At 42.7% G+C, this 24,180-nt stretch carries 23 protein-coding genes; all 23 read right to left on the bottom strand.

Annotation, left to right across the window (positions count from 1 at the left end):
• Positions 1-164: 164 nt before the first annotated feature.
• On the bottom strand, positions 165-1,091 hold the full coding sequence (locus tag I872_RS05155) for a hypothetical protein (RefSeq protein ID WP_015605087.1): 927 nt from the start codon (positions 1,089-1,091) through the stop codon (positions 165-167).
• Positions 1,092-1,144: 53 nt separating this feature from the next.
• A complete protein-coding gene (locus I872_RS05160) occupies positions 1,145-1,978 on the bottom strand; it encodes an AraC family transcriptional regulator (protein WP_015605088.1) in 834 nt (277 codons plus the stop codon).
• Between the two features lie 88 nt (positions 1,979-2,066).
• A complete protein-coding gene (locus tag I872_RS05165) occupies positions 2,067-2,561 on the bottom strand; it encodes a YkgJ family cysteine cluster protein (protein ID WP_015605089.1) in 495 nt (164 codons plus the stop codon).
• A gap of 244 nt (positions 2,562-2,805) precedes the next feature.
• A complete protein-coding gene (locus I872_RS05170) occupies positions 2,806-3,450 on the bottom strand; it encodes a hypothetical protein (RefSeq protein WP_015605090.1) in 645 nt (214 codons plus the stop codon).
• Positions 3,451-3,621: 171 nt separating this feature from the next.
• Positions 3,622-5,445 carry a translation elongation factor 4 gene (gene lepA, locus I872_RS05175; protein ID WP_015605091.1) on the bottom strand — a complete coding sequence of 608 codons (1,824 nt, stop codon included), beginning with the start codon at positions 5,443-5,445 and terminating at the stop codon, positions 3,622-3,624.
• Between the two features lie 123 nt (positions 5,446-5,568).
• Positions 5,569-6,471 (bottom strand): RluA family pseudouridine synthase, encoded by a 903-nt coding sequence (locus tag I872_RS05180; RefSeq protein ID WP_015605092.1) that lies wholly within the window; start codon positions 6,469-6,471, stop codon positions 5,569-5,571.
• Positions 6,455-6,922 (bottom strand): signal peptidase II, encoded by a 468-nt coding sequence (lspA, locus tag I872_RS05185; protein WP_015605093.1) that lies wholly within the window; start codon positions 6,920-6,922, stop codon positions 6,455-6,457. The genes I872_RS05180 and lspA overlap by 17 nt, the downstream gene beginning before the upstream one ends.
• Positions 6,919-7,827, bottom strand: a complete 909-nt coding sequence (locus I872_RS05190; protein ID WP_015605094.1) for a LysR family transcriptional regulator — start codon at positions 7,825-7,827, stop codon at positions 6,919-6,921. The genes lspA and I872_RS05190 overlap by 4 nt, the downstream gene beginning before the upstream one ends.
• Positions 7,828-7,929: 102 nt before the next feature.
• Positions 7,930-8,844: a TDT family transporter gene (locus tag I872_RS05195; protein WP_015605095.1), complete on the bottom strand. Its 915-nt coding sequence runs from the start codon at positions 8,842-8,844 to the stop codon at positions 7,930-7,932.
• Positions 8,845-8,893: 49 nt separating this feature from the next.
• Entirely contained in the window at positions 8,894-9,751 is an 858-nt protein-coding gene (locus I872_RS05200) for a GNAT family N-acetyltransferase (protein ID WP_015605096.1), read from the bottom strand.
• A 49-nt stretch (positions 9,752-9,800) separates the two neighbouring features.
• Entirely contained in the window at positions 9,801-11,666 is a 1,866-nt protein-coding gene (locus I872_RS05205) for an ABC-F family ATP-binding cassette domain-containing protein (protein ID WP_015605097.1), read from the bottom strand.
• A complete protein-coding gene (locus I872_RS05210) occupies positions 11,663-12,868 on the bottom strand; it encodes a CCA tRNA nucleotidyltransferase (RefSeq protein ID WP_015605098.1) in 1,206 nt (401 codons plus the stop codon). Before I872_RS05210 ends, I872_RS05205 begins: the two co-directional genes overlap by 4 nt.
• Complete coding sequence (gene dapB / locus I872_RS05215; RefSeq protein WP_015605099.1) at positions 12,865-13,632, bottom strand: 4-hydroxy-tetrahydrodipicolinate reductase; 768 nt, start codon at positions 13,630-13,632, stop codon at positions 12,865-12,867. Before dapB ends, I872_RS05210 begins: the two co-directional genes overlap by 4 nt.
• Before the next feature lie 42 nt (positions 13,633-13,674).
• A complete protein-coding gene (locus I872_RS05220) occupies positions 13,675-14,523 on the bottom strand; it encodes a DegV family protein (protein ID WP_015605100.1) in 849 nt (282 codons plus the stop codon).
• 2 nt (positions 14,524-14,525) lie between these two features.
• Complete coding sequence (locus tag I872_RS05225; protein ID WP_015605101.1) at positions 14,526-14,900, bottom strand: DUF1149 family protein; 375 nt, start codon at positions 14,898-14,900, stop codon at positions 14,526-14,528.
• A gap of 676 nt (positions 14,901-15,576) precedes the next feature.
• Positions 15,577-16,968: a vWA domain-containing protein gene (locus I872_RS05230; RefSeq protein WP_015605102.1), complete on the bottom strand. Its 1,392-nt coding sequence runs from the start codon at positions 16,966-16,968 to the stop codon at positions 15,577-15,579.
• Positions 16,969-17,296: 328 nt separating this feature from the next.
• On the bottom strand, positions 17,297-19,258 hold the full coding sequence (locus I872_RS05235) for a PTS fructose transporter subunit IIABC (protein ID WP_015605103.1): 1,962 nt from the start codon (positions 19,256-19,258) through the stop codon (positions 17,297-17,299).
• Positions 19,255-20,166: a 1-phosphofructokinase gene (gene pfkB, locus I872_RS05240; protein WP_015605104.1), complete on the bottom strand. Its 912-nt coding sequence runs from the start codon at positions 20,164-20,166 to the stop codon at positions 19,255-19,257. The genes I872_RS05235 and pfkB overlap by 4 nt, the downstream gene beginning before the upstream one ends.
• Positions 20,163-20,906, bottom strand: coding sequence for a DeoR/GlpR family DNA-binding transcription regulator (locus I872_RS05245; protein WP_015605105.1), 744 nt, complete (start codon positions 20,904-20,906; stop codon positions 20,163-20,165). The genes pfkB and I872_RS05245 overlap by 4 nt, the downstream gene beginning before the upstream one ends.
• 147 nt (positions 20,907-21,053) lie before the next feature.
• Positions 21,054-22,025 carry a CPBP family intramembrane glutamic endopeptidase gene (locus I872_RS05250; RefSeq protein WP_015605106.1) on the bottom strand — a complete coding sequence of 324 codons (972 nt, stop codon included), beginning with the start codon at positions 22,023-22,025 and terminating at the stop codon, positions 21,054-21,056.
• Positions 22,026-22,041: 16 nt separating this feature from the next.
• On the bottom strand, positions 22,042-22,668 hold the full coding sequence (locus I872_RS05255; protein ID WP_015605107.1) for a TIGR01906 family membrane protein: 627 nt from the start codon (positions 22,666-22,668) through the stop codon (positions 22,042-22,044).
• On the bottom strand, positions 22,661-23,431 hold the full coding sequence (locus I872_RS05260) for a TIGR01457 family HAD-type hydrolase (RefSeq protein ID WP_015605108.1): 771 nt from the start codon (positions 23,429-23,431) through the stop codon (positions 22,661-22,663). Before I872_RS05260 ends, I872_RS05255 begins: the two co-directional genes overlap by 8 nt.
• A gap of 10 nt (positions 23,432-23,441) precedes the next feature.
• Complete coding sequence (locus I872_RS05265; RefSeq protein WP_015605109.1) at positions 23,442-24,179, bottom strand: acyl-[acyl-carrier-protein] thioesterase; 738 nt, start codon at positions 24,177-24,179, stop codon at positions 23,442-23,444.
• Position 24,180 lies beyond the last annotated feature (1 nt).

Genomic DNA, 24,180 nt, shown 5'->3' on the forward strand with positions numbered 1-24,180 from the left:
GCTTCATTATACCACAATGCATAAAAAAAACAGCCGCTCAAAAATAAACGGCTGGTTTCTAATCTATTTCACTACCGGAATCCAGACTTTCATTTGAAAGTTTGGTGGCTCTTGTTTTGATCCTGCTACATTACCAAACAGCATCTTCGTTTTTCTCACTTCTTCTACTCTACTTTATAGTGAATACACAAATCTCTAAACTTATTATCTAGCGCCGCTATATCGAACAAGACTTCAGACAATTTTTGGTAATCTTCCTTGATACAAAATAGATGAGCTTGGCCGAACAATTTTGCTAAATTTTCTTTTAGTTCAGATCTGACCGTATCATGGTCTTTTAAGAAGTTGCTCATGTATAGATTTCTGATAGAAGCTAATTTGAAGCTAAAGTATTGATGAAGATGCTTTTGTTCTTCATTCAAGCCATTGTCCGCCACCGACTTAGCATATCTTGCTATCACATTCTCCTCGCCATCTTCATATTGTTGCTTCATCAACATAGATGTTTTCTGGTAAATTTCTTTGAAAGTTGGAGATTTGATTTTTTTGAAGTTTCCCCACATGGAGAAAGAACCTCTTTTATAGTCGATATTTTTAGCTTCCCAGGCTTTAAAAAATTCTGAGAAAGTCATTTTCATACAAGCAAAGCCTGCTGGATCATGGAAATAGATAAACTCATCATCTAGATCATAAACTGAAACAAAATGGTCCACCCCATACAAATGAATATGATTGGGATTATAAGTCAGATACCCCATGTCCAAAGGGCCAAGAACAACTGGCCCGCTGAGCAAGAACTTGCTTAGCATTTCTCTGATAGAGAGAAGATTCATCGCATTTGAATCCTTTATATAGTATTCATCATATGTAAAACCCAGAATGTTTAAAGAATGGCTGATAGAACTATCTGGCATCCCATTATCAAAGAAGACTAAGGGATGTTTTTCATCTTTCTTTACAATACTAGCGCCATTTCCCAACACCATAATAGCTTCCAAAAACTCAGGGCGAACATCATGACCATACGAATGCAGCGCCATCGCAAGTGAATATGTATAACAAAGAGAAACGTCCCCAAAATACATCTGCATAGCATCATCCTCCTCTGTAATCAACGCCTAAAAAATGACTTGCAATCACCATTTTATTTCACTACTGGTATCCAAAGTTCCATTTGATAGTCTGGAGAGGACATGTCTCCCTCGGTATAAACTTCAAAGTCTGGTGTTCCTGAGTGGCGATAGCCAGTTTCTGGGAAAAAGACTTCCAAAACATATTTCCAAGCATGATGGATGCTGGCTGGTATAGCGCCTTTGACTGGCACGATGGCATATTCAGCTTCTGCGATTTCTTTGATGGACAGACCTAGTTCTTCTGCTTTAGCCTTATCCGCCACATCATAGGCAGCCATATAGTTGATGATTTCGCCTTCTTTAACATCAGAGCAGACGCCAAAGGATTGGCCACTTCCCAGACTTTCTAAGCTTTCAAAGCTGTGATTTGCATAGAGCTGCTCCCATGCAGACGGGCATTTGCTATTGTCAATAGCTTCCAATAGGACGCCTGCCACGGTAAAAGCAGTTTTCTTTTGAATCTTGATATCCATGTTCTTTCCTCCTGTAATCTTTAAGGATAATTGAAGTCTAGGAAAGACCCGATAAGGTTTTCCATTTCGAACTTCCGAGGGGGTTGCACCATGGAATTTCTTGAAGGCTGCGCTAAAAGCATCCGCAGACTCATAGCCGTATTTCAGCGCTATGTCAATGACTTTCTCAGAGCTTTCCCGCAAGTCTGTCACAGCTTCTGACAGCCTGCGATTGCGTAGGTATTCTGCTAACGTCATATCCGCAAGGATGGAAAAGAGCCTGCTAAAAAGAGCATAAGAATAGCCTGACAGCTGCTGAAATGTCTGCAAGTTCACTTCTGCGTCCAACTTACTTTCCAGATATTCCATGGTTTTATTGAATTGATGCATCATAATCTTTTCTGCTTACCTCCTAACTACAGTCTAGCAGTTCTAAGATACTTTCGCCCCAGAATTTTTGTACAAGATTTAGAGGGCGATTCTACAACCTATCCCGCAGCTTCTCCACAAAGAGATAGGCCGCTGGGCAGGTCAGGGTATTTTTGATTGTCAGATGGTTAATCTGATGAATCTTTTTGCGGTCTGTATGAGGAAACTCGCGGCAGGCCTTGGGACGGACCTCGTAGATCGAGCAGAGATTGTCTCCACCTAAAAAGGGACAAGGCATGGCCTTGAAAACCTTGTCGCCGTCTTCATCCACCTGCAGAAACTCCTCTTCAAAAGCCGGCAGCTTCATCTTGAAATACTTGGCAATGCGGACAATGTCGGCTTCCTTAAAGTCTGGCCCTAGAGTTTTACAACAATTGGCGCAGGCTGTACAGTCAATCTCCTCAAAGACCTCATCATGGATTTGCTGGGCAATCTTATCGAGGTTTTTTGGTGGCTTTTTCTTGAGATTGGCTAAAAATTTTCGGTGCTCTTTCTGCTTTTGCAGGGCTAATTGGTGGTATTTTTCAAGGTCAATTTCTTGAGTCATAAACTACTTTCTAATCAGTTGATTTTCGTTAGCATTATATCATAAATCTCAAAAAAATGAGACTGGGACAAAAGTCCTAGCCTCTCAATTATCTTTGATTGTCGAGCAAGACGCAGTGGTTGAGTGGGCTCTATTACGCTGATTTCATCAGCTTTTACAGCCCTACTCAACTGTGCAGAGGTGAGACGACGAAATCGAATTCTAACGAATTATCGATTTCTATCCCACTCTCATTTACTTTGTTTTAAAGATTGTTAGTTGGGCCTTTTTCGTCAAGGCTCCATGTTTCTTCTATGTAGGAAATAACAGAAGCCAAGGTTTCTCGGTCGCCTTCAAAAGAGATCAAATACACTTTGTCGCCTTTTTGGAAAACCCAAGAAACAACTAGCTGCCCTGATTTCATAATTACATTCAGTTGGAAAGCTTCATTGCCAGAAACAGTGGATTTTGCTCCCCACATTTTTTCTACATCTTTATTATCATTCCAACTATAGGCTAGTCGCTGGGCAATTAGCTCAGCATTGAAAGTTTCCCCATCTTGGACATGAGCTTTTTCTCTAGTATAGCCATTCATGGTAACGATATTATAAGCTGAGCCATCCGTGAACTGAACGCTGTCGCCACCATCTAAGTCGGTGAACTTGATCCAATTACTTGGAATATCGATATAGCCGTAATCAGCCGAACCAATGCGCTTGGTCTCGGTTGTAGTAGAAACATCTTTGTCACTAGCTTTATCAGACTTGCTGCTATCTTTTTGAGAAACTTGACTAGTTGTACTACTAGAAGTAGACGATTTCCGATTACCATAATTTTTAATAAGGCCACAAGAGGACAGAGACAGACCAACCAGAACTATCAAAAAACTAAGAAAATATTTTTTTGTCATAACAAACCTCCTTTTTAACTACATGGATCCGAACTATCTAGATTTTCATATCATCCAAACATTATAAATAAACTCGCACTATCTAAGATTACTTCCCAATCTTATTTTTAGGAACAGATCTACTGTTTTTCTTCGCTTTGTAATACTGAACTCAGGCGATTAAATCCGACTTTATTCCTCATCCATACTCAGGACGCTGAGGAAGGCCTCTTGTGGGACTTCGACAGATCCGATAGCTTTCATTCGTTTTTTACCGGCTTTTTGTTTTTCAAGAAGTTTGCGCTTCCGAGAAACGTCACCACCATAACACTTGGCAAGTACGTTTTTACGAAGTGCCTTGATATCAGTACGAGCCACAATCTTATGACCAATAGCTGCCTGAATGGGTACTTCAAACTGCTGACGAGGGATGATTTTCTTGAGTTTGTCCACAATCAGCTTGCCACGCTCATAGGCAAATTCCTTGTGAACGATAAAGCTGAGAGCATCAACCTTGTCGCCATTGAGAAGAATATCCATCTTAACCAGCTTGGATGAGCGATACTCTGAGATTTCATAGTCAAAGCTAGCATAACCACGAGTAGAGGACTTGAGCTTGTCAAAGAAGTCAAAGACGATTTCAGCAAGTGGGATTTGATAGATGACATTGACCCGATTATCATCGATATAGTCCATGGTCACAAAGTCACCGCGCTTGCGCTGTGCCAACTCCATCACCGCTCCGACAAATTCCTGCGGCACCATAATCTGCGCCTTGACATAGGGCTCCTCGATCGAATCAATCTTGGTCGGATCCGGAAACTCGCTCGGATTAGAGACATCAATGGTTTCACCATCTGTCAGATTAACCTTATAGATAACAGATGGTGCCGTCATGATCAGGTCAATATTAAACTCACGCTCCAAACGCTCCTGAATAACATCCATGTGCAGCAAGCCCAAGAAACCACAGCGGAAACCAAATCCTAGTGCTTGCGATGTTTCTGGCTCAAACTGCAGACTGGCATCGTTTAGCTGAAGTTTTTCTAAAGCCTCACGCAGGTCATTGTATTTATTGGACTCAATCGGATAGAGACCCGCAAATACCATGGGATTCATCTGCTTGTAACCGTCTAGTGGCTCAGATGCGGGATTGTCCGCCAAGGTCACTGTATCTCCGACCCGAGTGTCCTGTACCGTCTTGATAGAGGCTGCGATATAACCAACATCCCCTGTCGCTAAGAAATCACGTCCAACAGCCTTAGGTGTAAAGATGCCGACCTCAGTTACATCAAAGGTCTTACCATTGCTCATGAGCTGAATGGTATCACCTGGCTTAACCACGCCGTCCATCACCCGTACTTGCAAGATTACCCCACGATAGGCATCATAGACCGAGTCAAAAATCAAGGCTTTGAGTGGTGCTTCAACATTTCCAGTCGGAGCTGGGACTTTTTCCACAATCTGCTCTAAAATTTCTTCAATTCCGATACCAGCCTTGGCAGAAGCCAATACGGCTTCGCTAGCATCCAGACCAATCACGTCTTCAATTTCTGACCGCACCCGCTCTGGATCGGCTGCTGGTAGGTCAATCTTATTGATGACTGGCAGGATTTCCAAGTCATTATCCAGCGCTAGATAAACATTGGCAAGTGTTTGAGCTTCAATCCCCTGAGCCGCATCCACAACTAGAATAGCTCCTTCACAGGCCGCTAACGACCGCGATACTTCATAGGTAAAGTCCACGTGTCCCGGCGTGTCAATCAAGTGGAAGATATAGGTTTCCCCATCTTTAGCAGTGTAATTCAGCTCGATAGCATTGAGCTTAATGGTGATACCGCGCTCCCGCTCCAAGTCCATGCTGTCCAAAAGTTGGGCCTGCATTTCCCGACTGGAAACTGTCTCCGTTGCCTCCAAAATCCGATCAGCTAAGGTTGATTTCCCGTGGTCAATATGGGCAATGATGGAGAAATTGCGAATTTTCTCCTGACGTTTTTTCAAATCTTCTAAATTCATTTTTCTCATCCTTTTAGGGTATTCTATTTATTATATCATGATTTGTCGAAAATAAAAACGACTGTAAGCAAGACAGTCGACTTAATTTTCCATTTATCTAGAGTCTCATAAATACGGAGACGATTAGTCATGAACTTTTCTGAGTTTTTCAAGAGTTTCTAGGAAAATAGCTGGCGCTTCAGCCGTAAATTCCAGCACTTCTCCAGTCCGAGGATGGGTGAAGCCCAGTGTTCGCGCGTGCAAAAATTGACCATGGCCTTTCAGGGTCTTACGAGGTCCATAAACCTCATCACCAGCAACAGGATGACCAATGTAAGCCATGTGAACACGGATTTGATGCGTCCGTCCCGTCTCCAGCTGGAGCTCAACCAAGGTATAGTCCCCAAAACGTTCCAAGACTTGGAAACGTGTCAGAGCGGGTTTCCCCTTGGCTGTGACTGCCTGTTTCTTGCGGTCTTTTTCACTGCGGCCAATCGGCGCCTCAATCACTCCGCGGTCATTAGGCAGATTTCCATGGACAATCGCCCAGTACTTACGGAGGGATTTCTTATCCTTGAGCTCATCTGCAAGTGCCAGATGGGCTTGGTCATTCTTGGCAATCATCAAAAGGCCAGAAGTATCCTTATCAATCCGATGGACAATGCCCGGTCGGAGAACTCCGTTGATGCCAGACAAGTCTTTTATGTGATACATGAGGGCATTGACCAGAGTACCGCTAGTATGCCCAGCTGACGGGTGAACCACCATGCCTTGTGGCTTGTTGACGACGGCCACATCCTCATCCTGATAGACGATTTCTAGCGGAATATTCTCAGCCACATATTCAACTACCTCTGGCTCAGGTACTTCATAAGAAATGACATCGCCTTCTTTAACGGCATACTTGGCTTTTTTTGCCTCTCCATTGACCAAAATCTGGCCATTTTTTATCTGTTCATTGGCTAAACCACGGGATAGCTCTGTCAAGTCCGCCACTGCCTTGTCCAAACGCAGGTCTGCGGCTGCTGCATCAATTTTCAATTCCATTTGTTTCTTCCTTCAAAATTACCAGTAATAAAATCACTACTCCAACAGTCAGGTACATATCCGCTACGTTAAAAATAGCAAAATTGACAAAATCCAACTGGAACATATCCACTACAAATCCCTGCTGGATCCGGTCAATGAAATTGCCCAAACCACCAGCAATAATTAGAATTAGTCCCGTCAGCAACCATTTTGAACCCTGAATATTTTTAAGTAAATACCAAACAGCAACTCCAATCACGGTACAGGTAATCAAGGCGAAAAACCACTGCTGATTTTCCAAGATAGAAAAGGCAGCACCAGTATTTCGCAGGTAAGTCAAACTGACAATCTTAGGAATAAACTTTCTAACTTGCCCCAAAGAAAAATTGGAAACAATATAATACTTGACCGCTTGATCGAGAGCAATCAAAAGAACAACTAAAAAAGGAATGGTAATCTTTCGTTTCATACTTCTCTTTTCTGTGCAAAATATTCTTTCATAACAGCTACAAAGGCTTCTCCAACCTGACTCAAGTCCACGTCTTCCCGCTTGACATAAACCATGCGATTATCCAAATTGTCTCGGAGCTTGATGACAGTGATGCCATTGACACTATTGCTGTCCAAGAAACCGGAGCCCGTTGCATAAGCATCCGTCCGCTCCAAAATTCCATTCAGCGTAGCTCGGTCCGTCACATTAAACATCTGGGAGCTGGCACTGGTATCGACAAAGTTCTCTGAATAATAGAGATACTCGTCCTTTTCCTGAGTGAAGCGAACCGTCGGCAAATCTGCCAAGTCCTCCATGACCAACTCTTCCTTTTGAGTCAGAGGATGATTTTCCCGCAGATAAATGTGGGTCTGGAAAGGAATTAGCTCGATGACTTCCAAGCCTAGCTTTTCAATCCGTTGCATGATGCCCTTGCTATTCTGATTATTGAGATAAATAATCCCAATCTCACTGTGGCCTTGGGCTACTTCATCCAAAATCTGCACGGTTGTCGACTCGAAAATGCGAAAATTCTTGTAGTCAGGATAACGCTGAGAAAACTCTGTTATCAAAGGCGGCAAAAAGTCATAGTGCTGACTGGCAATGGAAAATTCATCCTTTTCCTCTTCAGGATTAGCATACTGATTTTGAAAGACATCGAAGCCTTTGACCAATTCCTGAGCTCTCTCGTAAAATTCCATACCCCGCCGAGTCAGAAAGGTTCCGCTACTCGTCCGGCGGAAGATCTTAAATCCTAGCTCCTTTTCCAAATCTCGCACCGCGATAGATAGACTGGGCTGGCTGACATACATTTTTTCTGCTGCTTCACGGAAGGTTCCGCTGTTGGCAATGGCCACTACATAACGCAATTGTTGAATATTCATATCTTTTTCCTTTTACAAATACTCCTAATTATATCATAAACTCAGCCTTCCTCAAAGGTAGGCAGTGACTTTCCTCTTGGAAATACATCTCTGAAATCTGCCTCATTTGCCCAAAATATCCTTTGCATACAAGAAGGTGACATAAAGAACGACGAGCAGGGCTATTAAGACTTCAAAAGTAAGCAGAATTTGCCCAGCTCGACCAAGATTCAATGCATTTAAAGATTGCTTCAAGGCCACAGCCGAAATAACCAAGGGGAAGGTAAAGGCAGAAAACCCTGCTGAAAAAGGACGATTGATCAAACGAGGCAATTGCCACAAAATAAAAGCATAAAAGCATTGACCTGAAATCAAGAGCAAGCTCAATAAGACAGGATTTGGCTGAGAAAAAGTAGCTACATAAGCCGCTGTCATCAAGGAAATAGGCGCACAAATCGTTGTCGTATTTGGACGAACATTCTCTGCTAAGCCAATTTTATAGGTCTTATAAAGGACGATTGGCAAGACCAAGATGGTCGCTAAAAGGCCGTACCAAAAGACCAGCTGCCCCAAAGCCACCTGCTGGGGAACAGCAATTGTCAACGGAGCGACACCGATCCCGACAAATAAGACCGTCCAAGCAGGAAAGACATTCTCCCACTTGAAAGGGAAGACAAAGGTCAGGATATAATAGACCATCAAGAAAACTAAGCCACTAAAGCTCAGCCACCATAGCACTTGCGCACTAATTCGGGTCAAATTTCCCAAAAAAGTCCAGCTCGCTAGATAGGTCGAAGCCACCATTCCTTGCATGAAAAATGTCGGGAAGACCGAGGCCACTAGCGCTTGACCTAGTTGCTCTTTGACTTGCTCGGTATGGGTCAGCATTCCCACCACTAGATGAAGGAAAAACAAGAATGCCAGACTTGCTAAAAGGTAGCGCAAGAACTGACTGACATCACCGACTAAATTTCCCAAAGCTAGTAAGCCTAGAACCAAGCCGGCCTGGACTAATAATGGCTCTTTTCTCTTTATCATAAACAGATCTCCTGACCTCCATGCCGCTCTTCTCTGAAGGTTAATCTTTTTATTTTCTCTTTAAATAAACTGTTTCCGATTTTCGTTTAAAGCCCAATCTTTCATACAGCCTCAGGGCACCTGTATTTTGAGTTTCTACCACAATTTGACAGACTTGTCCATTTCGGCTAGCAAGGTCATTCAAGATAGAACTGACTAGGTGACTCCCCAGTCCCTGTCCCTGAAAAGCCTGATCCACAGCTAAGGCGAACAGATGATTACTTCCAAAACTTGTATCCACTGAGCAAGACGCCACGATTTGACCATCTTTTTTCAGGACATAGAGCAAGCTATCTGGACTCTCCAGCGCTTGGCTGGCATAGTGAAGCGTAGTCTCCATGGGCATTTCAAAAATCTGAGACTGAAACGCTGCAATCTCCGCAACCATTTCTTTTTTTCCCAGTAAAACTTCCACGCCTTCTTTTTCTTCTTCAGGGAAAGTCCCCGCCGCCTGCTCCAGCCAAATTTCCGTTTCTTTCAAATCATAGTCAAACTTCTCAGCAAAGGTCGGATGGTCTGCTAAAAACTTAGCTTCACTGATGTATTCGATTTGGGATAAATCGTATTTCTCTGCAACTTTGGAAAATTCCTGCAAAAGAGTTCTCGCTATGCCTTGTCTGCGATAGTCAGGCAATACATAGACAGATACCTCTGCTTGACCTGGCTCATCCGCATAAACCGATAAAAAACCGACCGTTTGATGATCTAGATTGGCCAGAAAAAAGGCTGGCATGTCCACATTAAAATTATAGGCGTTATCCAGATAAGGAAGACGATAGGTCCCATCTGTAACGTGGCAGCTCTGAACCAGCTCAAAAAGCTGATCCTTGATTTCCTGACTAGACTGGCTATAAATCTGTATTTCCATCATTCTCCCTCGAAACTTTTATAAACAACACATATAGTTTGTAACTGTCCTACTCCAACTCACTCAGATACTCATAACGCTCATACTTTTCAAGAAGCTGCTCATTCTTATCATCCAGCTCCTTCTGAAGTTCCGAAAGCTTAGTAAAGTCCGAGCCGTTCTGCTCCATTTCCGTCTCAATGGCGGCGATACGTGCCTCCAGCTCCTCGATATCCGCCTCGATGGTCTCCCACTCTTGCTTTTCAAAGTAGCTCATCCGCTTCTTCTGCTCCCGCGCCTTGACTGGCTTTTCCTTTTCTTTCTTTTGGGAAATAGCTGCGCTGGATTGTCTAAAAGCCTTTTCATCCAGATAGTCCGTGTAGTTTCCAAAAAACTCTCTGACCTGTCCATCTTCAAAAGCTAAAATCTTGCTGGCTACCTTATCGAGGAAATACCGATCGTGGCTAACTGTAATTACCGGCCCTGCAAAGCCCTGCAAGAAATTTTCTAAGACCGTCAAGGTTGCGATATCCAAATCATTGGTCGGCTCGTCCAGAAGCAGGACATTAGGCTTTTCAAGTAAAAGCTTGAGCAGGTAAAGCCGCTTCTTTTCTCCGCCAGACAACTTTTCAATCAAAGTGCCATGGCTTGAGCGAGGAAAGAGAAACTGCTCCAAGAGCTCTGCAATGGATGTCGTCCCGCTACCAATCTTAACTTCTTCCGCCACTTCCTGCAAGTAATTAATGACGCGCTTGGACTCATCCAGCCCTTCAATCTGCTGAGAAAAGTAGGCCACTCGGACTGTCTCGCCGATTATGACCTGACCAGACTGAGGCTGCAACTGACCAGCAATGAGATTGAGCAAAGTAGACTTGCCCACTCCATTATCTCCGACAATGCCCAGTCGATCTTTGTTTTGCAGCAAGAGATTAAAATGCGACAAAATCTGCTTGTCTCCGTATGCAAAATCCACATCCTTAAATTCAATGACCTTTTTTCCAATACGGCTGGTTTCAAAGTTCATCTCTAAATCCGTCTGATTGATCTGACCAGCCAAATCGCTTTTAAGGTCATGGAAACGATTGATACGTGCCTGCTGCTTGGTCGCTCGCGCCTGAGGCTGACGGCGCATCCAAGACAGCTCCTGCTTGTAAAGCTGCTGTTTCTTGTGTAACAGAGCAGCATCACGCTCATCTTGCTCTGCTTTGAGTCGAACATAGTCCTGGTAGTTGCCCTGATACTCAATCAAGCACCCGCCGTCTAATTCAAAAATCCGTGTGGAAATACTATCCAAAAAATAGCGGTCGTGGGTGATAAAGAGGACGGTCTTCTTTGAGTTCTTGAGAAAATTTGTCAGCCATTCAATCGTATCAATGTCCAGATGGTTGGTCGGCTCATCTAGCAGCAGCAAGTCTGCTTCGGAAAGCAGCACCTGCGCTAACTGAACCCGCCGACGTAAACCACCTGAAAGCTGGCTGATTTTTGCTGCCAAATCTGAGATACCGAGCTTGGATAGGACAGTTTTTACCTGACTCTCAATCTCCCAAGCATGCAGCGAATCCATTTCTGCCATGACCTTGTCCAAACGAGCTTGCTTGGCTTCATCATAAGCTGCCATGAGCAGTTCGTATTCTCGAATGAGCTGCATTTCTCGCAAATCACTGGACAAAACAGTATCCAAGACTGTTTTGTCTTCATCGAAATCTGGTTCCTGAGTCAGATAAGAGATTTTATAGTCAGATTTTGCTGAAAAAGGATAGACATCACCATCAAAGCCTGATTTGCCAGATAAGACATCCAGAAGGGTGGTTTTTCCTGTCCCATTGACTCCAATCAGTCCGATCCGATCCAAGTCGTGAATGATAAAAGAAATCTCTTGAAAGACTGTCTTATCCCCGACAGACTTGGTCAGCTTTTCAACGATAAAGTCACTCATCCAACTTGCTCCTTAATAAAGTTCATAATCTCTTCCTTGCTATTTGCCAATTCTCCGTCAACAATGGCCAATTCAATTTTAGTCAGGATTTGTCCCAATTCTGGTCCGGGTTTAAAGCCATAATCTCGGATCAAATGACTACCCGTCACCACAATCTCATGTTTATCATGAATTGTCAGAGCAGCATGTGTAGCCTCAATGGCCTCAAACTCAACTGGCAAACCTGCCGCCTGTCTCAAATTTTCAGCTTGCAGGATCAAATCCAAATCATACTGATAGCAATCACGCTTAGAAAGGCTCCGTTCCTGCCGAATCTCATAAACAGCCACTAGCTGATTTACTCGCTTTTGAAAGTCATTGGACGTTTTCCAATGCTTCAAAAACTTACGAACATCTTTTACCTTCAAAGCCAGCAAAAGCGCAGCCCAAGCCTGCTCGGAACTAGAAAATTGAAAATCTTCTTCTAAACCGTCTAGTAGTTTCTGCAAAGCCTCTGCTGAATCTTTCATATCAGGCAGAAAGTCGTAGGCAGCAGCCTTGATCAAGCTCTCCAGACCTTTTCGCCAGAAAGGTGCCATCAGGAGCTTGTCAAACTCGATAAAAATCCGTTCTACCGATATCTTCTCCAAAAGCGTCGCACAGTCTGCCATAGCCTGAAAGGTCAACTCTTCCAAATCAAAGTCTAAACCAGCCTGAAAACGAAAGCCCCGCATGATACGAAGGGCATCTTCATTAAAACGCTCTGCAGCCACTCCGACTGCCCGAAGAATGCGATTTTCCATATCTGCCAAACCGTTAAAGAGGTCTACAATCTCCCCCTCTTGGTCTAAAGCAAGGGCATTGATTGTAAAATCCCTGCGCTTCAAGTCCTCTTCCAAAGAGCGCACAAAAGAGACCTGACTAGGTCGGCGATAGTCCACATAGACATCCTCAGTCCGAAAGGTCGTTATCTCGTATTCTTCCCGGCCTTCCAAGACCAGCACCGTTCCATGCTCAATACCGACATCAACAGTCCTAGGAAAGATTGTTTTGATTTCCTCAGGATAGGCCGAACTAGCAATATCCACATCGTGAATAGGCCGATTCAACAGCGCATCTCGTACAGAACCACCGACAAAATAAGCCTCAAAACCGGCCTCTTTAATCTTCTCTAATACTGGCAAAGCCTCCTGAAACTCAGAAGGCATCTTCTCTAATCTCATAGTAAATGTTCCAATCCATAGACCAATTCAGAGCGCTTGACTACCTCTTTGATACTCAGATTTACCCCAGTCATAAAGGAAACCCGATCATAGGAGTCATGCCGCAAAGTCAGCCCTTCTCCTTGACTACCAAAGATAACTTCCTGATGGGCCACCAAGCCCGGCAAACGCACTGAGTGAATCCGCATGCCGTCAAACACTGCCCCACGGGCACCAGCCAAGGATTCTTCCTCATCAGCCGCTCCCTGCTGCTTGCTTGTCCGAACTTGACTGATTAATTCAGCTGTTTTGATAGCCGTGCCACTCGGTGCATCCTTCTTGTTGTCATGATGCAGCTCAATAATTTCCACATCTGGAAAATACTTGGCTGCTTGGGCTGCAAACTGCATAAGCAAAACTGCTCCCAGAGCAAAATTCGGTGCAATCAAGCCGCCCAGACTCTTTTGACGCGATAGTTGGGTCAAGTCTTCAATCTGCTCAGGCGTGAAACCAGTCGTTCCGACCACCGGAGCAAAGCCATTCTCAAGAGCGAAGCGAGTATTTTCATAAGCCACTTTGGGAGTCGTAAAGTCAATCCAGACATCCGCTTGAAGACCAGCAAGTTCTTCTTTAGTATTGAAAACTGGAACTCCCGCTAGATCCTTTTCATCTGTAAAAGGATCTAGCAGACCGGCCAATGATAACTCAGGATCTTCTGTTACCATCTTATAGGCTGCTTGTCCCATCTTTCCCTTGAAACCAGCGATAATGACTTTTATACTCATCTAGAACCTCTCTCTATTCTTGACTAAGCACTCTGCAAAACTCTAGACTAGCGGAATGTAGGCCAATGCAACGCTGCCCTCACCCAAGTGAGTTCCAATCACACTACCAAAGGTAGCCAGAGGAATGTCATCCGCGATGCCAGCCTCCATCAGCTGCTGACGCAAGCTTTCCGCCTTCTCTTCAGCATTCCCATGAATCACCATGACTTGATAAGAAGCAGAGGCAGTTTTTTCCTCAACCACTTCAATCAATCTCTTGGTCGCCTTCTTTTCCGTCCGAATCTTTTCAAAGACTTCGATGACACCTTCATCGTTAAAATACAGAATCGGCTTGATACTCAAGAGATTACCCAAAATAGCTGCACCATTGGACAAGCGACCACCCTTAACCAGATGATTGAGGTCGTCAACCATGATAAAAGCACTGGTTCCATCAATTTGTCGCTGAATCTTAATCAAAATCTCTTCAAAATCCTGCCCCTCAGCAGCCCAAGTCAAAGCATTTTCGACCATGAGGCCAAGCGGAGCACTGGTGATTTTTGAATCAGGAAAGGCGATTTTCAAATCAGGAAACTCGTCCTTGAGATACTGGATATTTTGATAAAATCCTGAAATCCCACTGGATAAAAAGAGCCCCAACACATGCGTGTAATCCTCTCCAGCAAGACGTGTCAACGTCTCTTCCAACTCTGCCACACTAGGCTGACTTGTCTTTGGCAAATCATCTGCAGCAGCCATCTTCTCATAAAATTCACTGGCTGTCAGATTTTTTCCTTCTACATAAGTTTCGCCAGCAATCACTACTGGAATATCGAGCACAAAAAGATGGTCATTTCCACGTAGGCTATCCGGTAAAAAAGCGGACGAATCGGTTATAACCGCTAATTTCATCATTAGAACTCCAAATTAATACCTGGTAAATCTAGCGCAATCTCAGTTACTTCATAAGTCAAACGATTGAGCATGGTCAAGCAAGGACGCGCCAATTCTTCTACTTCTTCATGTTCAAACTCACTAGGTTCCTCTACCAAACGTCCTTGAATATGATTTGTCTGCGTAATCGTTCCACTAATCACAAAACGATCAAATACAATCATGAAAGTCAAAATCACAATCATGGATGTTGAATTCTTTTCTTCATTTCTTTCAATCAGCTGAAAATTCACGTCAACTTTTGTTTCTGGTGTTCCATTTTCTTTTTCCCATTCAAAATTGCGTGCATCAAAATGATACTGGCTGACAAATTCTTGTTCACGTTGTAATTCCATTACTATTCTCCTAAAAATATACGATAGTCCATTATAACATAATTTAAGGAAAGTTTCTATGTAAAAAAGGAGCCTATCCAACAAATAGATAAAAAACTTCTCCTAACATTACACAAGTATAAGCAAATCTTTAATTTAGCATTTTTAAATAAGTTTTATTGTGCAAGATTTCAATTCAAGAAAGATTATAACTACCTTAGATGGATGTGCTCAAGTAACTACTTGTAATTGATTTCGGCGCTATTCCAGACTGGTTCGAAACGGACTTATAGTTATTGCCATGGATATATTACAATATAGCTAAGAATCTCTTTCTTTCTGCTTAAATTGTCCTCGATCGCTTTCACATGTACAACACCTAAATCAGACTATGGACTGCCTTCACATCCAAATCATGAAACAATTTGATCAAAAATCTCGCGATTACAAGACAATAAAACGATGCTGGAAACTCATCCAACAAGATAGTCAAATACTAAGCAATGAACGTTTTTATCGCCCATTCTTTCCTATGTATTGATCAATAAAGAAATCAATGTTAACTCACATCACCCAGCTACAAGCTAACAAAAGACCAAAAAACCTTAGTTCTGTATTGTACAAAACCAAGGCTTCTTCTTACATGACTTATATCACTTTTGAAAAGTAAGTGAAACTTACTTTATCTATGACTCTATTAGTCTTTTTTCTTAGCACTAACAGTCAATCCTGAAGCTACTGCCACTAACGCTACTCCAACTACAGCCAAGCCTGAAGAAACTTGCTCCCCAGTCTTTGGTAATTCAGCCACCTTATTAGAAATTGGTGTAGTATGATAAACTGGCTTCGTACTTCCAATGGGTTTCGCTACTGTAGGAGCTGGAGCTTTTTGCTTAAGTACGACATGTGCTTCTGCCAAGAAGTCATATTTCTCTGTCACAATGCGGTAGACACGTCCTTCTTGGACAGTCTTAACAACATGATTTGTAAAATCACGATTTAAAAGACTAGAAAATTCTTGACGGATATCAAGGTAAAGACCTTTTGTTCCTTCAACTAGAGGTTTAAAAGTCGTTTTTTCGTATGTTACACCCACAACCGATAGGGAAATATCAGCCGCTTTAAGAGCTTTCAGAGTTTCTTCTACTGTTGGAATGCCTGGAGTACTGAAATCAATACTTTCATCAGTAATCAAGAAAGCAAAACGACGATTATTAGAAGCTGTAGACCAATCGTAATCTTTTGAAGTTGCAATATGATGAAGAGGGGCTGTAGGCTCTTCTGTTCCACCGCCTGTTTGAATAGATCTAAGAGCCTTAATATACTCTTCTACATTCTTAGTGAATTTAGACCCATTAAAATCGAAATATTGAACATTCTTAGCAGACTCATACGCGATTAAGCCAAGACGAGCATCAACCTTTTTACTAGCCAAATCACGGACAAAAGCCTCAATATTTTGCATAACATTCTGAATAGATGAACCCATTGAACCTGACTTGTCAATAGTAAAAACGATATCAGCAGAACCAGACGATTGCTTCGTAATTGTCACATCTGCTTCTTTCATCACTTTTTCAAATGTTGTCTTCTTGATGGTCTGAGTAACATCAGCTACATACTCATCCGTATCAACATGATCGGTAACTGTCTTTGATGTAGCAACTGGCGCTTTTTCTCCAACAGCAGTTCCTTTAGCAGCTACACTAGTTGTCTCAACACTCACAGAAGCCTCTGCTTTAGCAACAGCTTCTGTACCAGCTTCATTTTCTTTCGTATCCACTTTGACATCAGTAGAAGTAGTAGATACTTTCACTACATCACCAGGTTTAGCCTTATCAATTGGCACTACTGGAGTACTAACCTTTTCTTGAATCTCTTTGGCTGTCTCAGAAAGTTGTTGATTAGCCTGAGTTGTTTTAGCAGCAAGTTCATTTGAGCTTACTTGAGCTAGCTCATTAGCAGCTTGACTTGGCTTATTTACCTCATCAGCATCAGCTTGTGTGACTGCTGTAAAAACAGATGCTAGGGCAACTGAAAATAAAACAGATTTGCATTTCCAAAATAAAGAACGCTTCTTATTTTTCATAAGTATTCTCCTTTAATAAATTTTGATTATATTATATCAATATCAAGGGGATTTGTCAAATATGATCTAATGTTCGGAACAACTTGCTATATTTACTAAAATCAGATTCTAGATTCTCTTTGGTAACAAATTCAATTCTTGAAATTATTTTCAAAACATGGTACAGATATTAATCCAAAGAACGCTTCTTATTTTATTTCTGTAAGTAAAGTTTTTATCAAGATTTCATTTCCTTTTATTTCACCTAACAATGAGACCTCTGCCTATCAAGATTCTAGAAGACGCAAAAAGAACCTTGACAAACCATCAAGATTCTTTTGCGTAGGTTTTATTTTTCAAGTGGTTTACGCAAATATCCGAAAAGAATACCGCTGACAACTGCACCAATCAAAACATACACAAGGTAAAGGATTGGATTGTTGGTCAAACCGATGACGAAGATTCCTCCGTGTGGTGCCATAAGTTTAATGCCAGATAGACCGACAAGTGCACCTGTAAGAGCTGAACCGACGATAAAGCTTGGGATCGCACGGGCTGGGTCAGCAGCTCCAAATGGAATCGCACCTTCTGTAATGAAAGAAAGTCCTATGACGATATTTGTCAAACCTGAATCGCGTTCTTCGGTAGTAAATTTATCTTTGAAAAGCAGAGTTGCCACGAATACTGCAAGCGGTGGAACCATTCCGGCTGCCATAACCGCTGCCATGACTGGAGAACCACCAGTTGAGACAGTGCTTGCCAGCGTACTTGTACCAAATACATAGGCTGCTTTGTTCACTGGTCCACCCATATCGACCGCCATCATACCACCGACCAAGAGACCGAGAAGAACCGCAGAGCTTCCGCTCAGACTTGCCAAGAAATCGTTGAGGGCTGTATTGATTGCTGACATAGGGATATTGACTGCCAGCATAAGGAATCCAGTCACAAGAACACCAAGAAGTGGCAAGAGCAAGATGGAGCGAATACCTTCAAGTGAGCGAGGCAGACCTGCAAGTAATTTTCGAAGGACTAAAATCACACCACCAGCTAAGAATCCACCGACCAGAGCTCCAAGGAAACCAGATGATACACCCGCTAGAGAGAGTGTCTTCTCACCACCCGCAGCATAGGCAACACCACCAAAGGATGCGCCACTGCTAGCAATTGCACCAGCTACGAAACCAGAAACCAGACCAGGCTTTTCAGCGATTGAGTAAGCGATGTATCCAGCCAAGACTGGCAACATGAAACCAAAGACTGCACCACCAATCGCCTTAAATTGAGCTGCAATTTCATGATAGCTTCCCAGATTAGAAAGCTGATCCTTTGGCACACCTAAGATTTGATCCAGCAAGAAGGCAATGGCAATCATGATTCCGCCGCCAATAACGAATGGCAACATTTGAGAAACACCGCTCATCAAGTGCTTGTAAAAAGCTCCGCCCAAGCTAAGTTTTTCGTTGCCGCTAACTACTGTAGCGCCACCATTAGCAGCCTTATAAACTTCAGCATTGCCAGAAAGAGCTAAATTGATGAGTTCTTCTGTCTTACGAATACCGTCTGCAACTGGGCGACTGATTAAAGGTTTACCGTCAAAACGATCCATTTCAACAGCCTTGTCTGCTGCGATGATGACTGCTTTCGCTTTTTTGATGTCTTCTGCTGTCAGTTTGTTGCCGACTCCGCTTGCACCATTGGTTTCTACCTTGATGCCAACACCCATTTCAGCAGCCACTTTTTGAAGGGCTTCTTGGGCCATGTAAGTGTGAGCGATCCCTGTTGTACAAGCTGTAACGGCTACGAGGAAGTCTCCTCCCTCAGTTGCAGGAGCAATAGTTGCTGGTTCAGCTGCCTTTTCAGACGCTTGGTCAAAGAGAGCGATAACTTCATCTGGTGAAGATACTTTGCGCAATTTGTCAGCAAAGCCATCTTTCATCAAATATTGAGACAATTCTGCCAAGGCTGCCAAGTGGGTATCATTTGCACCTTCTGGAGCTGCAATCATGAAGAAGAGATCAGTTGGTTGTCCATCCAAGCTTTCATAGTTAACACCCTTGTTTGACTTGGCAAAGAGAACAGTTGCTTCTTTGACAGCAGAGTTTTTGCTGTGGGGCATAGCAATTCCATCTCCCAAACCAGTTGAAGTCAAGGCTTCACGCGCCAAAATGCCTTCTTTAAAAGTTTCGAAATCCGTCACATAACCGTGATCCACTAGGCTTTTAATCATCTCTTCGATGACAGCTGTTTTTTCAGTTGCTTGCAAATCCAGCAACATGACATCTTTTCTCAATAGGTCTTGAATTTTCATCGTTTTTCTACCTCAACTTTTTCATAAGTTTCTTTAATAAAGTCCGCTGTTGCCAAGTCATCTGAGAAAGTAGTTGCTGTCCCGCAAGCTACTCCCCATTTGAAGGCTTCTATTGCGTCTTTTGATTTGACAAATTCACCTGTAAATCCAGCTACCATAGAATCACCAGCCCCAACTGAATTTTTCACTGTTCCCTTGATGGGTTTAGCGAAGTAAGCTCCCTCAGATGTGACAAGAAGGGCACCGTCCCCTGCCATAGAGATGATGACATGCTGAGCACCTTTAGCCAGTAACTCTCGTGCGTATTTCTCGATTTCATCTAAACTTTCGAGTTTCACTCCAAAGATAGCTCCTAGTTCATGATTGTTTGGTTTGACCAAAAGCGGCTGATAGTCCAAACTATCAATCAAGGTCTGACCTTCAAAGTCACAAACCACTTGCGCACCTGTCTGACGGGTCAGGGCAATCAGATCCTTATAGATAACATTGCCTAGATTCTTAGCACTAGAACCCGCAAACACAACCGTGTCTTCGGCAGTCAAACTAGATAAAATAGCTTTCAATTCTTCTAACTGAGCTGGTTCGACATTTGGACCCGTTCCGTTGATTTCCGTTTCTTGGTCTGCTTTAATCTTGACATTGATGCGCGTATCTTCTTCCACTTGGACAAAGCATGTCTCAATCTCTTCTTTTGCCAGAGTATCTGTGATAAATTTACCAGTAAAGCCACCGATAAATCCAGTCGCTGTATTGGGAATACCCAAGCGTTTCAAGACACGGCTGACATTGATACCCTTACCGCCAGCGAACTTATCATCACTGTCCATCCGATTAACACTACCGATCTCTACTTTATCTAAGCGGACGATATAGTCAATGGAAGGATTAAGTGTGACTGTATAAATCATGCTTCTATTACCTCCGTTTTTTCTTTAATCTTTTGAATCACGTCAGATTCTGTCTGGTTTGTAATGAGCCTTGCGCGCGATATTGGGGCCACTTTTGCAAAAGATGTCTGCCCCAACTTTGTAGCATCAGCCAAAACATAGGTTCTCTTAGCATTTTCCAGAATAGCGCGTTTCACTGCTCCTTCTTCCATATCCGGAGTTGTGAAAAATTCACTGTCAATTCCATTCATTCCGATAAAAGCCTTGTCAAAATTCAGCTGACCGATTTGATTTAGAGCGACACCACCGATACTGGCATCTGTCGAGCGTTTCACGACACCACCAATAATCACAGTGGGAATGTTGCGCTCCACCAACTTAGTCGCATGATGGATAGAGTTGGTCACCACCGTCACGCTCGGATCGTGCAATTCATTGACTAAGAGTTCATTGGTCGTCCCTGCATCAATAAAAATGACATCGTATTCTTGAATCAAGCTGGCTGCTTTTTGAGCAATCTTGCTTTTTTCTTGAATGTTTTTGATAGATTTTTCTTGATTGCTTTCTTCCTCCTGCAAAAAGTGAAGACTCTCGGCACCACCATGCACACGCCTCAACTTTCGCTCGCTTTCAAGCTCATCCAAATCTCTTCTAACAGTTGATTCTGAAGTGTTTAAAGCTTGTACTAGATACTCTAAAGATACAAATTTATCTTTGGTAACTTTTTCGAGAATCAGCTGTTTTCTTTTCGACTTCAGCATAGAATACCTCCTCTGCAATCAATTACAGTTCTATTATACAAGATTAAGTTTCAAAGTCAAGCACTTTCTATCATTTTCTTTCAAAACAATCTATTTATTTTAGAATATAGAAAAAAGAAGCCTGTTAGACTTCTTTTAATTCCTTTATTACATTGAACTGATATAGACAAGAAGGATCGGTAAAAAGGCAGCGAGCACACATAAAATTGAAAATACCCAGAACCAAACTGATTTAAAGGCTTGCCTATATGTGCCTGGCTGAGATTTATTTTCAGTAATGTAGTCTTTAATCTTCGACCTATTTAAAATGAGTACAATCAATACTACCGTCGTTCCTGCAGTCATCAATCCATAATTTATGAGAATCACGATGCTTTCTGGGATATAATTAGTCAGGAAATCAAGTCCTTCTGCTATAACCAAATTATTGAAAATATGGAAGAAAATTGCCCAGAAAATAGAATATTCAAAAGCGATGTAACCAAATCCCAGACCAATCAGAGCTGCAAAATACACCTGATAGAGATTTTCATGGAATAGACCGAAAAGCAGAGCCGTCATAATAATGGCAAAAACTTTTCCGTGTTTTTCCAAAGCCCGCAAGCCTGCTCCCCGAAAAATAATCTCCTCCGTAATCGGTGCCATGATGGTGGTATAGATAAACATAGTGATTGAATGAGAGCTAAAATCCTGTGATAAAATCTCAGAAAGATCCAAGCCAAAGAGCGACAAAATAGCGTTCATGATTTGACTCGTCAAAGAACTAAAGAGTTGAGAAAAAAACAAGAAGCAAATCATGAAGAAGAAGACTTTGGGACTCATTTTCCTACTTTTCTTGCGTAAATCTTGAGTGAAAAGCTGCTTGCCCCTAAAAATCGTGAAAACAAGCACACCCAAACAAGATGCAATGATATAGGAACCGCCATCCTTTTCCATGAAATTTTTTACAAATTCCTCAGTCTTACCTATATCAAATCCCTCCTGAAAAAGAACAAAGAAATAGGAAAAAATAGTATAAAGTATAACGACCACTAGCATCACGATAGAATAAGTGAAGCAGCTTGCTGAAAATCTCCCCAAATCTTTCTTGGGATTTAAAGGCTCAGGTAACGTATTCATAAAATCTCCTTTGTTATTATTGACTACGAGTCTTTCTACTGAAAAAATACAAACTTAAAAAGAATCCCTCGTAAAGAAGAGCAAAAAGAATAAAGGCGTGCATAAAAAATTCTTCTGGCAAAATCCAGATAACCGGATCCTTGGCTGGATCAAACAACCATGTATTATCTCCCACAAAAAGCACTTGGTGAAAGAGCGTAAAAAAACTGTTAAAACCAATCAAGCCAGCCAAGCAAATCATTATGAAGGGCAATAGGCTCAAGATAAGCAAATTTCTTTGATAAAGAGCTAAAAATCCTTTTTTGACCACTTTTTGGATAAAGAAAATCAAAGCCGGCAAGGTTAGTACAAAGACAACCTGCGCCAAGTGGAAGAGATACTTGACTGCCTGAAAATGATGCAGCCCAGCTACTGACGAGCGAAAGTTTGGCATTGCCAGCTTCTGACTAAAAGGATTGGTCAGGTAATTCATCAAAATGTTGAAATTATACTGGATAGTCTCTGCTTTGAGATGAACCTTATCGGGCAAAGCGAAATAAGAAATCTCCAGTGGGTAAAACAGCCAAGCCAGATAAATGGTCAACAAAATGGCTGTTGCCAGCAAGCATAGGACACTGGCTGAAAATCTTAACTTATCACGCATCAAAGTCCCACTCCGCTAGGCTAGATAGAACATGCGTTGGTTGGATTGGCAGATTTGGCACCTCTTCTGGCAAGGTAAAGCCTGTCGTGACCAAGAGCGTCGGAATACCATTGTCAATTCCCGCTCGAATATCTGTCAGATAGTTATCACCCACCATGACCACTTCTTCACGCGCCAACCCTAGATGCTCAATGGCTTTTTCCATGATGATGGCATTCGGCTTGCCGATAAAGGTCGGCTGAACCCGAGTGGCTGCTTCCAAGAGGGCGTTGATAGCGCCCGCTCCCGGCTGCAGACCTCGCTCCGTCGGAATATTGAGATCAGGATTGGTCCCAATAAAGTGAGCGCCCTTTTGAATAGCCAAAGTCGCTAGGGTCAGCTTCTCATAGTCCACTTCCCAGTCCAATCCCACGACGACATAGTCTGGATTTTCTGTGTCTTCTATATAGCCAGCCTCTTCAATAGCCTGTTTAAGTCCGACATCACCGATGACATAGACTTTTTTGCCCAGATTTTTCTCCTGCATATAGTCAATAGTCGCTAAAGTCGCTGTGTAAATAGTCTCAAGCGGCGTCTCAATATTGAAATTCTCAGCCAACATGGTCTGCACGGCTTCTGGCGTGCGAGTAGTATTATTGGTCACGAAAAGATAGGGAATCTTGCGCTTCTGCAGCTCGTGTACAAAGGCCTCTCCTGCCGGAATCCGACTCTTGCCCTTATAAATCGTCCCGTCTAAATCAATCAAATATCCTTTATAAGTCATACATTACTTTCTAATCTTTTTCAATCTCTTGCCAAGTGATGATAGCTTGTGCATTGACATCTCCGTCACTGGAAATCTGGTGCGTACTCTGCAGACCGTCTAGTTCATAGCTAGAGGCAATCATACCACCTGGTCGGACTTCCTTGACATACTTCAGGTTGATTTTCTGAGGAATATGCTGGGTAAGGAAGTCTGCTCCCATGACCTCAAAAATCCAGTCCAGATATTTGCTATTGTTGACATGACCATTCATATCCAAGTCGTAAAAGCGCACATGGTAGTCCTTGCTGATAGGATTTTCCAAGTTTGGATACTTGGGACCGCGCAGCAATTTCTTAGAAAAGTCAGACTGATAAGGTGCAACAATCTCAGGCACCACCCCATGAACCTTACGGCTATCCCGGTCCATAAGGACAAAGGTTGCCATCATCTGTATAATGGCCTGACCTGCTTCATCAAAAATTGTGAAGCGACGGTAGCAAAAGAGGCGATTGTAGGTCAAGGCCTCTGTCTCAATAGTGATTTCCTCTGCGAAACGAGGCAGACGAACCACATCAATATCATAGTCTGTGATAATCCAGACCAGATTATACTGCTCCAATATGTCCTTATCACTGACGCCAAGCTCAATCGACTGCATACCCGACACCTGCAAGGACAGCAGGATAACATCCGGTAGCTTGATATGGCCATTCATATCAGCCATATCAAAAGGAATTTTCATTTTCATTTGATAAGTTAAGCCCATG

This window comes from Streptococcus cristatus AS 1.3089, assembly GCF_000385925.1.
GTDB classification, from domain to species: domain Bacteria; phylum Bacillota; class Bacilli; order Lactobacillales; family Streptococcaceae; genus Streptococcus; species Streptococcus cristatus_B.